This is a genomic window from Fibrobacterota bacterium, from assembly GCA_019509785.1.
Lineage (GTDB): Bacteria > Fibrobacterota > Fibrobacteria > UBA11236 > UBA11236 > Chersky-265.
Map to the genome: position 1 here is coordinate 1 of JAEKLQ010000078.1, position 13,347 is coordinate 13,347.

Consider the following 13,347-nt stretch of genomic DNA (forward strand, 5'->3'; position numbering starts at 1 on the left):
GCCGACCAAGAAGAAGATCTACACCGTGATCCGTTCCCCGCACATCGACAAGACGTCGCGGGAACAGTTCGAATCGCGGACTCATAAGCGCCTCATCGACATCATCGACTCCACCCCCCAGACCATCGACTCCTTGATGAAGCTCGATCTGCCTGCCGGTGTGGAAGTGGAAATCAAGGTGTAACATGCTGGGACTAAAAGGCAAAAAATTGGGGATGACCCAGATATTCAACGACGCCGGCGAAGCCGTCGCCGTGACCGTCATCGAATTGCCCCCGGCCACCGTCCTGGAGCAAAAGACCAAAGAGAAGCACGGGTACACCGGCGTCAAGGTGGCTTCGGGCAAAGGCAATGAAAAGCGCATGAGCAAGGCCGAAGCCGGCGTGTTCAAGAAGGCCAACGTGGCCGCCGCCAAGTGGCTCACCGAGATCCGTCTCGATGACACCAAGGAATTCGAAGTGGGCAAGACCCTCGACGTCTCCATCTTCGCCGATGCGAAGAAGGTGACCGTCATCGGCACCACCAAAGGCCGCGGCTTCGCGGGTACCATCAAGCGCCATAAGTTCCAGCGCGGTCCTTCCACCCACGGTTCCCAGAACGTCCGCCAGCCCGGCTCCATCGGCGCGCATACCTATCCGGGCCGCACCTTTCCCGGCCAGCGCATGGCCGGTCATCATGGCGACCATCGCCAGACCACCAAGAACCTGGTCGTGGTCAAGATCGACGCGGAAAAGAACCTGCTGTTCGTCCGGGGCGCGGTCCCCGGCGCCACGAACGGCGAAGTTATCGTGAGGAAGCAGTAATCATGGCAAAAGCGAAGCTCCATGCCGCGAACGGCGCGTACAAGTCGGAAATCGACCTGCCCGCCAGCCATTTCGAGGCCCCGGTCAGCGAAGCCGCGATGTACAACGCCGTTGACGTGTACATGGGCAACCAGCGCCAGGGAACGCATAAGACCAAGAACCGTTCGGAAGTTTCCGGCGGCGGTAAGAAGCCTTGGAAGCAAAAGGGCACCGGCCGCGCGCGCCAGGGCTCGAACACCGCTCCCCAATGGGTGCGCGGCGGCAAGGCCCATGGCCCGCTTCCCCATCTCTACAAGCGCGACATCAACAAGAAGGTGAAGCGCCGCGCCCTGCTCTCGGCCCTCACGGTCAAGGCCAACGAGTCCTGCGTGTACGTCATCGAGAGCCTGGCCCTGTCCGCGCCCAAGACCAAGGATTTGGTCAAGCTGCTGGCGGCCGCCAATCTCACCGGCAAGAAGAACCTGATCGTGATCCCCGAGGCGGATGAGAATCTGCTGCTGGCGGCCCGCAACATCCCTACCGTGATGGTGCAGCGCGTCTGGGATCTGAACACCTACAGCCTGCTCAACGCCGATAACGTGATTTTCACGGATGCGGCGGTGAAGGCCCTCACTTCCAAGCCGGAGACCGCGAAAGCGGCCGGCGCGAAAGCGTAAGGGATAAAGCATGAAAGCCACCAAAGATATCCTGGACTTCCCGTGGATGACGGAAAAGTCCACCGCCATCCGGTCGACCGCGAATCAGTACGTCTTCAAGGTGAAGACGAACGCCAACAAGATCGAGATCAAGCAGGCCATCGAAGCCCGCTTCCAGGTCAAGGTACTGTCGGTCAATACCGTCAACGTGCAGGGCAAGTTGAAGCGCACCCGGGGCATCCTCGGACGCCGCAACGACTGGAAGAAGGCTATCGTCCGTCTCCAAGAGGGCGATACCATCAAGGAACTCGAGTAAGGGAAGCGGAGTAAGCCATGCCATTGAAGACATATCGCCCGCTGACCGAAACCCAGCGGTACAAGCAGACCCTCGATTTCTCCGAGATCACGACGAATGAGCCGTATAAGCCGCTCACGTTCGGACAGCGCGAGAAAGCCGGTCGCAACAACCGCGGCATCATCACCATGCGCCGCCGCGGCTCGGGCCACAAGCGCCTCTTGCGCCTGGTCGATTTCAAGCGCGCCCGCCCCGGCATCAACGCCGTGGTAGAGACCATCGAATACGATCCGAATCGTTCGGCCAACATCGCGCTCATCCGCTACATCGACGGGCAGCGCGCCTACATCATCGCCCCGGACACCGTGAAGGTGGGCCAAATCCTGGTGAACAAGGAAGACGCCGCCCTCGAGCCCGGCAACGTGTTGCCCCTCGGGAAGCTGCCCCTCAACACCTTCGTCCACAACGTGGAACTCAAGCCCGGTCGCGGCGGCCAATTGGCCCGCGCCGCCGGCACCCAGTGCGAAATCGTCGCCCGCGAAGGCGACATGGTCCACTTGAAGCTTCCCTCCGGCGAAATCCGCATGATCCGCTCGGAATGCAAGGCCGTAATCGGCCGCGTGGGCAACGTGGATTACAACAAGATCGTCTCCGGTTCCGCCGGCCGTTCCCGTTGGCTGGGCAAGCGCCCGAAGGTCCGCGGCGTGGCCATGAATCCCATCGACCATCCCATGGGCGGCGGCGAAGGCAAGACTTCGGGCGGCGGCCATCCGGTTTCGCCCTGGGGCAAGAAGGCTAAGGGCAAGAAGACGCGTAACAACAAGCGGACTGACAAGTTCATCGTCAAGCACCGTCCGAAGAACAAGGCATAAGGAACACCAAGATGTCGAGATCGCAGAAAAAAGGCGCGTTCGTGGACAGCCACCTTCTGAAGAAGGTGAAAGACGCGGGCCCCGGCGCCAAGAAGACGGCCATCAAGACCTGGAGCCGCCGGTCGATGATTTCCCCCGAGTTCGTGGGGCAGACCATCGCGGTGCACAACGGGAAGACCTTCATCCCGGTGTTCGTCTCCGAAAACATGGTCGGGCACAAGCTGGGCGAGTTCGCGCTTACCCGCACGTTCCGCGGCCACGTGAAAACCGAAAAGGCCAAGCCGGCCGGCCCCGCCGCGGGCGGACCGAAGAAGTAAGGGAAGGATCATGGAAGCGATCGCTAAAGGCAAGTATATGCGCTCCTCCACCAACCGCATGCGGCAGGTGGCGGATATGGTCCGCGGCAAGCCCGTGGACGACGCGCTGGCTCTCCTCTTCGGCCTGGGCGCCAAGAAGAAGAGCGCCCGCATGGTCGAGAAGGTGCTGAAGTCCGCTGTCGCCAATTACGGCGTCAAGGGCGAAGCCACCGGCAACAAGGCCAAGAACCTGAAGGTGAAGACCATCGTCGTGGACGCTGGCCCTCTCATCAAGCGGATCCGCGCGCATGCGCAGGGTCGCGCCAACCGGATCGAGAAGAAACTGAGCCACCTGACCGTGGTTGTGTCGGATTAATCGGAGGAAACCTTGGGACAGAAAACACACCCCGTAGGATTCAGGCTCGGCGTCATCAAGACCTGGAATTCCAGGTGGTACGCCGAAAAGAGCTTTGCGGACCTGCTGTACGAAGACATGATGATCCGCCGCTACCTCAACAAGCGCCTGGGCCATGCCAGCTTGTCGAATGTGGGCATCGAGCGCACCGTCAAGGAAGTCACCGTGAACATCTTCACGGCGCGTCCCGGCGTTGTCATCGGCAAGAAGGGCGAAGAGGTCGAACGCATCAAGGGCGAGCTCCAGCATTTGACCGGCAAAGAGATCTACATCAACATCCGCGAAATCAAGCGGCCCGAGGTGGATGCCAAGCTGGTCGCCGACAACATCGCCCGCCAGCTCGAGAAGCGCGTCGCTTTCCGCCGCGCCATGAAGAAGGCCGTCTCCAGCGCCATGCGCTTGGGCGCCCTCGGCATCAAGATCCAATGCGGCGGCCGTCTCGGCGGCGCCGAAATCGCCCGCGTCGAGAAGACCCGCGACGGACGCATTCCCTTGCAGACGCTGCGCGCCGACATCGATTACGCGCAGGCCCGCGCGGAAACCACCTACGGCACCATCGGGGTCAAGGTGTGGATCTTCAAGGGTGAAATCATCAAGAGGGAAGAGATTCCCTCTGCAGACCAGAACGAAAGGGCGGTAGCCTAAAATGCTGAGCCCCAAGAGAGTCAAGTATCGCAAGACAATGCGCGGCAAGATGAAGGGTGTCGCGCCCCGCGGGACCGAGTTGTCTTTCGGCGAATTCGGAATCCAGGCCCTCGAATCGGCTTGGATCACCAACCGCCAGCTGGAGGCCGCGCGCGTGGCCATGACCCGCAAGATCAAGCGCGGCGGCAAGGTTTGGCTGCGCGTGTATCCGGACAAGCCCTTCACCAAGAAGCCGGCGGAAACCCGCATGGGTTCCGGTAAGGGTAACGTGGAAGGCTGGGTCGCCGTGGTACTGGCCGGCCGGATGATTTTCGAAATGGGCGGCGTAGAGCGTGATCTCGCCATGGAAGCCCTCCGCGTGGCCGCGCAGAAGCTGCCGCTACGCATCAAGATTTGCGAGGTGGACAAAAATGGCTAAGGCGAAGGCCCGGGAAATCCGGGAAATGGCGGCGGACGCCATCGCGACGAAGGTCAAGGAGATGGAGGCCAACCTGTTCGACATGCGTCTGCAGGCGAGCCTGGGCAAGCTGGAGAACACGGCCCTGCTGAATACCACGCGCAAGGACATCGCGCGTGCGAAGACCATCCTGAAGCAAAAGGAAACCACCGCTAAATAGCGGGGGCGAGGAACCATGGAAGAAAGAGCGAGCAGGAAGACCCGCACAGGGATCGTCACCAGCGACAAGATGGACAAGACCGTCACCGTCGCGGTGGTCAACCGTAAGTCCCATCCCGTCTATGGCAAGACCTTGACCACTACGGTCAAGCTCAAGGCCCACGACGAGCAGAACGACGCGAAGGAAGGCGACACCGTGGAAATCATGGAGACGCGCCCCCTGAGCAAGACTAAGCGTTGGCGCTTGATCCGCGTTGTCGAGCGGAAGAAATAAGGTAGGCAAGGGAAAATGATCCAGCAGCAGACCCGACTGAATGTCGCCGACAATTCCGGCGCCAAGGAAGTCATGTGCATCAAGGTGCTCGGCGGTACGCGTAAGCGTTACGCCAGCCTGGGCGATATCATCGTGGTGTCCGTCAAGTCGGCCACCCCGACCGCCGGCGCCAAGAAGGGCTCGGTCCAGCGCGCCGTGGTGGTCCGTACCACCAAGGAAGTCAAGCGTAAGGACGGCTCGGCCATCCGCTTCGGCGACAACGCCGTGGTCATCATCAACGAAGCCAACGAGCCGAAGGGCTCCCGCATCTTCGGACCGGTTGCCCGCGAACTCCGCGAGAAGCAATTCATGAAGATCGTCTCGCTGGCGCCGGAGGTCATCTAATCATGGCTTTGAAACTGAAGAAGCAGGACACCGTCAAGGTGATCTCGGGCAAGTCCAAAGGCCAGACCGGGCGTATCATCGCCGTCGTCGCCAAGGATCAGACCGTGATCGTCGAAGGCGTGAACAAGGCCAAGAAGCATCAGAAGCCCGGCAAGGGCGGCGCCAATGACAAGGGCGGGATCATCGAGAAGGAAATGCCGGTGCACATCTCCAATGTGATGCTGGTGAACAAGGGCAACGAACCCGTGAAGGTGCGCAAGACCGTCCAGAACGGCAAGCGCGTCCGCGTGGAAAAGAAGTCCGGCAAGTCGATAGACTAGGCGGGAAGAAGAAATGAACAAGCTCAAGGACAGATACCTGAAGGAAATCGTTCCGGCCCTCCAGAAGGAGCTCGGCCTGAAGAACGTCATGGAAGTGCCGCGTCTCGAGAAGATCGTCCTGAACATGGGCGTCGGCGAGGCCACGGGCAACCAGCGCCTCATCGAGGAAGTGGTCACCACCCTCGGGGCCATCACCGGCCAGAAGGCGGTGCCGACCCGTTCCAAGAAGGCGATTTCGAATTTCAAGATCCGCGAGGGCCTGGCCATCGGCGCCAAGGTCACCTTGCATGGCGAGAAGATGTGGGATTTCCTGGAACGCCTGATTACCATCGCCTTGCCGCGCGTGCGCGATTTCCGCGGCATCCCGAAACGCGGCTTCGACGGCAACGGGAATTACACGTTCGGCGTCAAGGAACAGATCATGTTCCTGGAAATCAACTACGATAAGATCAGCCAACTTTTGGGTATGGATATCAGCCTCGTGACCAGCGCCAAGAACGATGAGGGCGCCCGCGCGCTCCTAAGCGCGCTGGGCATGCCGTTCCGTAAGTAAGGGGTAGGAGAGGATACATGGCAAAGCGTTCGATGATCGAGAAGCAGAAGCGGACCCCGAAGTTCACGGTGCGCAAGTACAACCGTTGCCGCCGCTGCGGCCGGCCCCGCGCCTATATGCGCAAATTCGGCTTGTGCCGCATTTGCTTCCGTGAATTGGCCCTTCAGGGCGAGATCCCCGGCATCACCAAGGCATCTTGGTAATCCGGCACATGGGTTTTAAGACTGGGAATGAAGGAAAGAGAGTAGCATGAGCGGAATCACAGATCCCATCGGCGATATGCTGACGAGAATCCGGAACGCCACCCGCGTGGGCAAGCGCATCGTCGAGATGCCCTCATCCAGCGCCGGGAAGTGGCCAAGATCCTCGTCCGCCGGAACTTCGTCCAGAAGTTCGTCATTCTGGACGACGGCAAGCAGGGCACCATGAAGATCCTGCTGAAATACACGGATGGCCAACCGGCCATCCAGGGCATCCAGCGCGTGAGCCTACCCGGCCGCCGCACTTATGCCCGCGCCACCGGTCTGCCCCGGGTCATGAACGGCCTGGGCATGGCCATCGTATCGACGTCCAAAGGTCTCCTCACCGACTACGAAGCGCGTGAGCAGAACATCGGCGGCGAAATCATCTGCAAGGTCTGGTAGAGGTAATCATGTCGCGAGTAGGCAAATCGCCCGTCAAGATCCCCGCCGGGGTGAAGTTCACCATCAACGGGCAAGTCGTTAACATCGAAGGTCCCAAGGGCAAGCTGTCCTTGACGATCCACGAGCGTATCAAGGTCCAGAAGGAAGAGGACACCCTCGTCCTGGTCCGGGAGACCGATTCGGGCACCGATAAGGCCCTGCATGGGACTTCCCGCGCCAACCTGAACAACGCCGTCACCGGCGTGTCCAAGGGTTTCTCCAAGGAACTCGAGATCAGGGGCGTGGGTTATCGCGGCGAGCAGAAGGGCAAGGCCGTGAACCTGCTCCTCGGCTACTCGCATCCCATCGTGTATACCCCCCCGGCCGGCGTCAACGTCAAGATGGACGGCAACGTGAAAGTAGTGGTGGAAGGCATCGATCGCCAGGCCGTAGGCCAGGTGGCGGCTACCATCCGCGGCTTCAAGCCCCCGGAACCCTACAAGGGCAAAGGCGTGCGCTATATGAATGAAGTCGTGATCCAGAAAGAAGTGAAGAAGTCGTAAGCCCGGTGCTTATGACTAGGAGAGGATGAAGAACCATGTTCGCGGATAAAGCGCTGATTCGCCGTACCGGACGTATCGCCCGGCACGACCGGATCCGGAAGAAGATCGATGGCACCGCCGCCCGCCCGCGCCTGAGCGTGCGCCGCAGCCTCAGCCATATCTATGCCCAGATCATCGACGACGTGAGCGGCAAGTCGTTGCTGAACCTGTCTTCCTTGTCCCCGGAGGTCAAAGCGGCCTCCGAAGGCAAGAAGAAGACCGAAGTCTCCAAGGAACTCGGGAAGCTGGTGGCCCAGAAGGCCATCGCCGCCGGGATCAAGAACGTCGTGTTCGACCGCGGCGGATACCTTTTCCATGGCCGCGTGAAGGCCGTTGCGGATGCCGCCCGCGAAGCCGGATTGGAGTTCTGATGAATCAAGGTATGCAGAATCAGGGTCGCCAGGATCGCGAACCCGTCGACAAGGAATACCAGGAGAAGGTCGTGGCCATCAACCGCTGCGCCAAGGTCGTGAAGGGCGGACGCCGCTTCTCGTTCAACTCCATCGTGGTGATCGGCAACGGCAAGGGCCGCGTCGGCATCGGTTCCGGCAAGGCCAACGAAGTCGCCGAAGCCATCCGCAAGGCCACCGAGAACGCCCACAAGAACCTGGTGGACGTGATCATCCAGAACAAGACCATCCCGCATGAAGTCAACGTGCGCTTCGGCGCGGCGAAGATTTTCATGAAGCCGGCCTCGCCCGGTACCGGAGTTATCGCCGGCGGCGCCGCCCGCGCGGTGCTAGAATTGGCCGGCGTCCATGACGTGCTCACCAAGAGCATCGGGTCGACCAATCCGCATAACGTGGTGAAGGCCGTCCTGCTCGGGCTGCAAATGCAGCGCGGCAAGAAGGAATTCGCCTTGCTCCGCCAGGTCGTGAAGGCTTAAAGAGCGTAAGAGGAAACAGACAAATGTCCAAATTGAAAATCACCCAGCTGATCAGCGAGGTCCGCTCTTCCATCAAGCAGAAGCGCACCTTGGAAGCCTTGGGCCTTCGCGGGATCCGCAAGAGCGTGACCCGGGAAAAGTCCCCGACCCTGGACGGCATGGTCCGGGTCATCGCCCATCTCGTTAAGGTCGAGGAAGTCAAATGAAGTTGAACGAACTCCGCCCCAAAAAGGGCTCGCGCAAGAAGCGTTTCAAGGTCGGCCGCGGTCCGGGTTCGGGCCTGGGCAAGACCGCCGGGCGCGGCGGCAAGGGCCAGACCGCGCGCAAGAGCGGTCCTGTAGGCGCGGCCTTCGAAGGCGGCCAGATGCCCCTGCAGCGTCGCGTTCCCAAGGTGGGCTTCAACTCCCATTTCCCCGAGGGTCCGCAGGTCGTGAACCTGGGCGATATCGAGAAGCGCTTCGAAGCTTCGGCCACCATTTCGGCCGTCGAGCTCGCAGCCAAAGGTCTTATCCGCTACGCCTCGCGGCCCGTCAAGGTCCTGGCCAAGGGTAAGCTCACCAAGGCCCTGACCATCAAGGCCGCGCAATTCAGCGATACCGCCAAGGCCGCTATCGAAGCCGCCGGCGGGAAAGCCGAAGTCATCGTGGCTACGAGAGGAAAGGCCGTCTAAGGTGCAGGCGCTGCAAGGATTTTTGAATATCATGAAGATCAAGGATCTACGCGATAAGATCCTCTTCACGATGGGACTCCTCGCGATTTATCGCCTGGGCGGGTTCGTGCCGCTTCCCGGCATCAACAGCACCGCCATCGCGGAGTTCTTCTCCAAGAATTCCAACAACCTGTTCGGCTTGTACAACACCTTCGTGGGCGGGGCGCTGCAACGCGCCTCCGTCTTCTCGTTGGGGATCATGCCCTACATTTCCTCATCCATCATCATCCAGTTGATGGGAACGGTGGTGCCTTCCATCGCCCAGCTCCAGAAGCAAGGCAATGAAGGCCGCGCCAAGCTGAACCAATGGACCCGTTACGGGACCATCGTCATCAGCGCGTTGCAATCCTTCGGCGTCGCCACCTGGTTGGGCAGCCAGGCCACCCCCACCGGCCAGAGCCTCTTGGCCGCCGGCGTGGGCCATTGGTCCTTCAGCCTGCTGACCGTCCTCACCCTCACCACCGGCACCATCTTCATCATGTGGTTGGGCGAGCAGATCACCTCCCGCGGCATCGGCAACGGCATCTCGCTGATCATCTTCATCGGCATCATGGCGCAAATGCCCCGCGCCATTTTCAGCGAAGCCGAAATGGTGCTTTCCGGCGAGCGCAGCGTACCCATGGAAGCGGTCATCCTGGCCGTGGTCCTGGCCATCATCGCCTTCATCATCTACATCGATCAGGGCACCCGCCGCATCCCCCTGCAATCGCCCAAGCGCGTGGTCGGGCGCAAGATAATGGGCGGCCAATCGTCCTTCCTGCCCTTCAAGGTCAACACGGCCGGCGTGATGCCGGTGATTTTCGGTTCGGCCATCATGTTCGTCCCGGCCCAGTTGGCCTCCTACTTCCCGAACATCAGCTTGGCGCAAAACTTCGGCGAAGCCTTCCTGCCCGGCCATTGGGTCTACTCCGTCGTGTTCACCGTGCTAATCGTCTTCTTCAGCTACTTCTACACGGCCATCATGTACAACCCGAAGGACATCGCCGAGAACCTCAAGAAGTCCGGCGGCTTCATCCCGGGCGTCCGCCCCGGCCGTCGCACGGCCGAGTTCATCGACCAGATCCTCACTCGCGTCACCTTGCCGGGAGCCATCTTCCTGGCGGTCATTTCGGTTGGTCCGCTGTATCTGAAGCAGGCCATGAACATGCAATTCTATATCGGCGGGACCAGCGTACTGATTGCCATCGGCGTCGCGTTGGAAACCCTGCGGCAATTCCAAACCCATCTGCAGAACCAGCACTATGAGGGCTTCATGCGGAAGGGCAAGATCCGCGGCCGGAGAGGATTCTAAGTGTCCAAACAAGAAGGCATCCAGGTTGAGGGCCGCGTGCTCGAAGCCCTACCGAACGCAATGTTCAAGGTAGAGCTCGACAACGGGCACGTCATCCTGGCCCATATTTCGGGAAAAATGCGGAAGAACTATATCCGTATTTTACCGAATGACAGGGTTTTGCTAGAATTGTCGCCCTACGATCTGTCGCGGGGGCGGATCACCTACAGGCATAAGTAAGGATTGAACCATGAAAGTCAGGGCTTCCGTGAAACCGCGTTGCGAACACTGCAAGATTGTGCGTCGCAAAGGGGTTATCCGCATCATTTGCAAGAAAAACCCCCGTCATAAGCAGCGTCAGGGCTAAGGCCCGTCCGATCGCAGGAGATAAGAAACAGTGACCCGTTTAGCTGGCGTCGATATTCCGAACAACAAGCGCACCGAAATCTCGCTGACCTACATCTTTGGCGTGGGACGCAAGTCCGCCATGGACATTTGCAAGAAGGCGAATGTGGATGGGGCCAAGAAGGCGGGGGACCTGACCGATGACGAGATCGGCAAGCTCCGCCGCGCCATCGAGTCCGGCTACCAGGTCGAAGGCGATCTGCGCGCCCAGGTGGGCATGAACATCAAGCGTCTGGTCGATATCCAGTGCTACCGCGGCATCCGCCATCGCAAGGGCCTGCCGGTCCGCGGCCAGCGCACCAAGACCAACGCGCGCACCCGTAAGGGCCCGCGCAAGACCATGGCCAACAAGAAGAAGTAAAAGGCGGGGGCTTAAGGCCCCACCCGGTTTAGCGGCCCCGATGACGGCGCCGACCATTGAATAAACGAGGAATCCAGATGGCAGACGAAAAAGCGAAACCCGAAGAGAAGAAGGCTCCCAAGGCGCCGGCGGCCAAGGCCGCTGCCGAAGGCGATGCCGCTCCCGCCAAGGGCGCTGCCGAAGGCGCAGCCAAGGAAGAGGGCGCCGAGGGTGAGAAGGCCAAGGCCAAGAAGAGCAAGCGCAAGGTGGACGTGCAGGGCGCCTGCACCGTCAAGGCCACCTTCAACAACACCATCATTTCCATCATGGACGTCCGCGGTAACGTGGTTTCCTGGGGTTCGCCCGGTAAGGTCGGCTTCAAGGGTTCCCGCAAGAGCACTCCTTTCGCGGCCCAGGTCGCGGCGGAGTCGGCTGCCAACGCCGCCATCGAAATGGGCATGCGCAAGGTCGACGTCCGCGTGAAGGGCGCCGGAGCCGGCCGCGAATCGGCCATCCGCGCTTTGAAGGCCGCGGGCATGGATATCATGTCCATCAAGGACGTGACCGGAGTCCCGCACAACGGCTGCCGCCCCAAGAAGCGTCGCCGCGTCTAACCTGGTCCCGTAGTTAATCAGAGGTTTCTCGACGATCATTGTCGAACAAACACCGTAAGGATAGAGGTATACAGGATGAAATGGAAAGCGCTCCACATGCCGAAAGGCATCGTCAAGGAAAAAGGGGACTCGAAGTACGGCAAGTTCGTGATCGAGCCCTTCGAGCGCGGCTGGGGCATCACCGTGGGCAACGCGCTGCGTCGCGTACTGCTCTCGAGCCTCCAGGGCGCCGCCGTAGTCTCGGTCAAGAGCGAAGGCGTGCAGCATGAATTCTCCACCCTCGAAGGGGTGAAGGAAGATTTCTCCGAGATCATCTTGAACATCAAGCAGCTCCGCGTGAAGCTTCTCTCGGACGAGGACGCGACCTTGCGCCTGGATATTTCCGGCGAAGGCGAAGTCCGCGGCGAGCATATCGAAGCCAACCCGGACGTGCAGATCCTGAATCCCGAGTTGCACATCGCGACCCTGGGCAAGAACGGCAGCCTCACCATCGAGATGCGCGTCTCCGACGGCCGCGGCTACGTGATCTCCGACGAACTGAAGCGCGAAGACGATCCCATCGGCGTGATCCCGATCGACGCCAACTTCTCGCCGGTGACCAAGGTCGCCTACGAGGTTTCGGACACCCGCGTGGGCCAGCGCACCGATTTCAACCGCCTGGAGATGGACGTCTGGACCGATGGCAGCATCGACCCGGAAGACGCCATGGCCTATGGCGCCAAGCTCCTGGTCGACCACCTGGAGATGTTCATCAACTTCGAAGGCGACCTTGAAGCCGCCGAAGAAGTGGTGAAGGACGAAGAGAAGGAACGCATCCGCCAGCTGCTCAAGATGCGCGTGGACGAGCTCGAGCTCTCCGTACGCTCCAGCAACTGCCTGCGTTGCGCCAACATCCATACCATCGCCGACCTGGTCCGCAACCAGGAATCGGAAATGCTCAAGTACAAGAACTTCGGCCGCAAATCGCTGATCGAGCTGAACGAAGTGCTGAGCAATATGGGTCTGTCCTTCGGGATGGACGTGGATTACTATCTGGGCGACGAGAAGTAAAGAATAGGGTTCAGGGTAAAGGGTACAGGGTTAAGGGTAATGATGGGATAGGACTCGTGGCGCGAAGCGCCAACCCTGTACCCTGAACCCTATACCCTTTACCCTTCTCATTTCACGAAGAAAAGATTCGGAGTTAGTCATGTCTCGACATGGTGTAGTTGGAAAGCGGCTCAGCCGCAATGTGGGCCATCGCAAGGCCCTGCTGAAGAACCTGGCCACCTCGGTGATCGCCCAAGGTTTGAGCGAAGAGCCCATGGAACGCCATGTGGTGACCACGGTGACGAAGGCCAAGGCCATCCGCGGCCTGGTCGAGCGCCTGATCACTTACGCGAAGAAGGGCGACCTCGCCGCGCGCCGTCAGGCCGCGCGCTTCGTCACCCAACCCAAGGTGCTGTCGGGACTCTTCGACACTCTGGCCCCCCGCTACGCCAAGCGCGCCGGGGGTTATACCCGCGTGCTGAAGCTTTCGGGCAACCGCGTAGGCGATGCCGCGCAGATGGCGGTCATCACCTTGGTCGAGGAAGAAGTCGCCCCCAAGACCCGGAAAAAGGCTCCGGCCAAGCCCGCCAAGGCCAAGGCCGAAAAGAAGGTCGATATCACCAAGGCGGAAGCGCCTGCCGCCGAGGGCGCCGCCCCCGCCGCTGGAACCCCGGCCGCTTAATCAGCCAAGATTGGGGCCCGCGCAAGCGACCCCCGATACGTCCTCATTGTCAAAGCCCCCGCCCATAGCGGGGGCTTTT

27 protein-coding genes and 1 pseudogene are annotated in these 13,347 nt (G+C 60.6%); all 28 read left to right on the forward strand.

The genetic code is table 11. The features are described 5' to 3' along the window. Window positions 1–184 (forward strand): 30S ribosomal protein S10 (gene rpsJ, locus JF616_21050; protein MBW8890250.1); only part of this gene is annotated, 184 nt, incomplete at its 5' end. 1 nt (window position 185) lies between these two features. Further along, window positions 186–803 (forward strand): 50S ribosomal protein L3, encoded by a 618-nt coding sequence (gene rplC, locus JF616_21055; GenBank protein MBW8890251.1) that lies wholly within the window; start codon window positions 186–188, stop codon window positions 801–803. Between the two features lie 2 nt (window positions 804–805). Next, complete coding sequence (gene rplD, locus JF616_21060; protein ID MBW8890252.1) at window positions 806–1,459, forward strand: 50S ribosomal protein L4; 654 nt, start codon at window positions 806–808, stop codon at window positions 1,457–1,459. A 10-nt stretch (window positions 1,460–1,469) separates the two neighbouring features. Next, window positions 1,470–1,754, forward strand: coding sequence for a 50S ribosomal protein L23 (locus JF616_21065; GenBank protein ID MBW8890253.1), 285 nt, complete (start codon window positions 1,470–1,472; stop codon window positions 1,752–1,754). 17 nt (window positions 1,755–1,771) lie between these two features. Beyond that, window positions 1,772–2,605 (forward strand): 50S ribosomal protein L2, encoded by an 834-nt coding sequence (gene rplB / locus JF616_21070; GenBank protein ID MBW8890254.1) that lies wholly within the window; start codon window positions 1,772–1,774, stop codon window positions 2,603–2,605. A gap of 11 nt (window positions 2,606–2,616) precedes the next feature. After that, window positions 2,617–2,922: a 30S ribosomal protein S19 gene (gene rpsS / locus JF616_21075; protein MBW8890255.1), complete on the forward strand. Its 306-nt coding sequence runs from the start codon at window positions 2,617–2,619 to the stop codon at window positions 2,920–2,922. A gap of 10 nt (window positions 2,923–2,932) precedes the next feature. After that, window positions 2,933–3,277 (forward strand): 50S ribosomal protein L22, encoded by a 345-nt coding sequence (rplV, locus tag JF616_21080; protein ID MBW8890256.1) that lies wholly within the window; start codon window positions 2,933–2,935, stop codon window positions 3,275–3,277. A 12-nt stretch (window positions 3,278–3,289) separates the two neighbouring features. Next, a complete protein-coding gene (gene rpsC / locus JF616_21085) occupies window positions 3,290–3,961 on the forward strand; it encodes a 30S ribosomal protein S3 (protein MBW8890257.1) in 672 nt (223 codons plus the stop codon). A 1-nt stretch (window position 3,962) separates the two neighbouring features. Then, window positions 3,963–4,379, forward strand: a complete 417-nt coding sequence (gene rplP / locus JF616_21090) for a 50S ribosomal protein L16 (protein ID MBW8890258.1) — start codon at window positions 3,963–3,965, stop codon at window positions 4,377–4,379. Next, window positions 4,372–4,578 (forward strand): 50S ribosomal protein L29, encoded by a 207-nt coding sequence (gene rpmC / locus JF616_21095; GenBank protein MBW8890259.1) that lies wholly within the window; start codon window positions 4,372–4,374, stop codon window positions 4,576–4,578. Before rplP ends, rpmC begins: the two co-directional genes overlap by 8 nt. Window positions 4,579–4,593: 15 nt before the next feature. Beyond that, on the forward strand, window positions 4,594–4,851 hold the full coding sequence (rpsQ, locus tag JF616_21100; GenBank protein ID MBW8890260.1) for a 30S ribosomal protein S17: 258 nt from the start codon (window positions 4,594–4,596) through the stop codon (window positions 4,849–4,851). A 15-nt stretch (window positions 4,852–4,866) separates the two neighbouring features. Then, window positions 4,867–5,235, forward strand: coding sequence for a 50S ribosomal protein L14 (gene rplN / locus JF616_21105; protein MBW8890261.1), 369 nt, complete (start codon window positions 4,867–4,869; stop codon window positions 5,233–5,235). 8 nt (window positions 5,236–5,243) lie between these two features. Beyond that, entirely contained in the window at window positions 5,244–5,555 is a 312-nt protein-coding gene (rplX, locus tag JF616_21110; protein ID MBW8890262.1) for a 50S ribosomal protein L24, read from the forward strand. A gap of 13 nt (window positions 5,556–5,568) precedes the next feature. Next, entirely contained in the window at window positions 5,569–6,108 is a 540-nt protein-coding gene (gene rplE / locus JF616_21115) for a 50S ribosomal protein L5 (protein ID MBW8890263.1), read from the forward strand. A gap of 17 nt (window positions 6,109–6,125) precedes the next feature. After that, window positions 6,126–6,311, forward strand: a complete 186-nt coding sequence (locus tag JF616_21120) for a type Z 30S ribosomal protein S14 (protein ID MBW8890264.1) — start codon at window positions 6,126–6,128, stop codon at window positions 6,309–6,311. Window positions 6,312–6,357: 46 nt separating this feature from the next. Then, a pseudogene (gene rpsH / locus JF616_21125) lies at window positions 6,358–6,752 on the forward strand (30S ribosomal protein S8). Window positions 6,753–6,760: 8 nt separating this feature from the next. Beyond that, window positions 6,761–7,294 carry a 50S ribosomal protein L6 gene (rplF, locus tag JF616_21130; protein ID MBW8890265.1) on the forward strand — a complete coding sequence of 178 codons (534 nt, stop codon included), beginning with the start codon at window positions 6,761–6,763 and terminating at the stop codon, window positions 7,292–7,294. A gap of 35 nt (window positions 7,295–7,329) precedes the next feature. Continuing rightward, the gene (locus JF616_21135) at window positions 7,330–7,704 is read left to right on the forward strand and encodes a 50S ribosomal protein L18 (GenBank protein ID MBW8890266.1); all 375 of its coding nucleotides are present in this window, start codon (window positions 7,330–7,332) and stop codon (window positions 7,702–7,704) included. Beyond that, window positions 7,704–8,219 (forward strand): 30S ribosomal protein S5, encoded by a 516-nt coding sequence (gene rpsE / locus JF616_21140; protein ID MBW8890267.1) that lies wholly within the window; start codon window positions 7,704–7,706, stop codon window positions 8,217–8,219. Before JF616_21135 ends, rpsE begins: the two co-directional genes overlap by 1 nt. A 23-nt stretch (window positions 8,220–8,242) precedes the next feature. Beyond that, entirely contained in the window at window positions 8,243–8,425 is a 183-nt protein-coding gene (gene rpmD, locus JF616_21145; protein MBW8890268.1) for a 50S ribosomal protein L30, read from the forward strand. Beyond that, the gene (rplO, locus tag JF616_21150) at window positions 8,422–8,889 is read left to right on the forward strand and encodes a 50S ribosomal protein L15 (protein MBW8890269.1); all 468 of its coding nucleotides are present in this window, start codon (window positions 8,422–8,424) and stop codon (window positions 8,887–8,889) included. Before rpmD ends, rplO begins: the two co-directional genes overlap by 4 nt. A 31-nt stretch (window positions 8,890–8,920) precedes the next feature. Beyond that, window positions 8,921–10,219 (forward strand): preprotein translocase subunit SecY, encoded by a 1,299-nt coding sequence (secY, locus tag JF616_21155; GenBank protein MBW8890270.1) that lies wholly within the window; start codon window positions 8,921–8,923, stop codon window positions 10,217–10,219. Beyond that, window positions 10,220–10,438 carry a translation initiation factor IF-1 gene (infA, locus tag JF616_21160; protein MBW8890271.1) on the forward strand — a complete coding sequence of 73 codons (219 nt, stop codon included), beginning with the start codon at window positions 10,220–10,222 and terminating at the stop codon, window positions 10,436–10,438. A gap of 10 nt (window positions 10,439–10,448) precedes the next feature. Beyond that, window positions 10,449–10,565 carry a 50S ribosomal protein L36 gene (gene rpmJ / locus JF616_21165; protein ID MBW8890272.1) on the forward strand — a complete coding sequence of 39 codons (117 nt, stop codon included), beginning with the start codon at window positions 10,449–10,451 and terminating at the stop codon, window positions 10,563–10,565. Window positions 10,566–10,595: 30 nt separating this feature from the next. Then, on the forward strand, window positions 10,596–10,964 hold the full coding sequence (gene rpsM / locus JF616_21170; GenBank protein MBW8890273.1) for a 30S ribosomal protein S13: 369 nt from the start codon (window positions 10,596–10,598) through the stop codon (window positions 10,962–10,964). Between the two features lie 77 nt (window positions 10,965–11,041). Next, window positions 11,042–11,557 carry a 30S ribosomal protein S11 gene (rpsK, locus tag JF616_21175; GenBank protein ID MBW8890274.1) on the forward strand — a complete coding sequence of 172 codons (516 nt, stop codon included), beginning with the start codon at window positions 11,042–11,044 and terminating at the stop codon, window positions 11,555–11,557. A 75-nt stretch (window positions 11,558–11,632) separates the two neighbouring features. Then, entirely contained in the window at window positions 11,633–12,607 is a 975-nt protein-coding gene (locus JF616_21180; GenBank protein ID MBW8890275.1) for a DNA-directed RNA polymerase subunit alpha, read from the forward strand. A 139-nt stretch (window positions 12,608–12,746) separates the two neighbouring features. Beyond that, window positions 12,747–13,268: a 50S ribosomal protein L17 gene (gene rplQ, locus JF616_21185; protein ID MBW8890276.1), complete on the forward strand. Its 522-nt coding sequence runs from the start codon at window positions 12,747–12,749 to the stop codon at window positions 13,266–13,268. The last annotated feature ends 79 nt before the right edge of the window (window positions 13,269–13,347 follow it).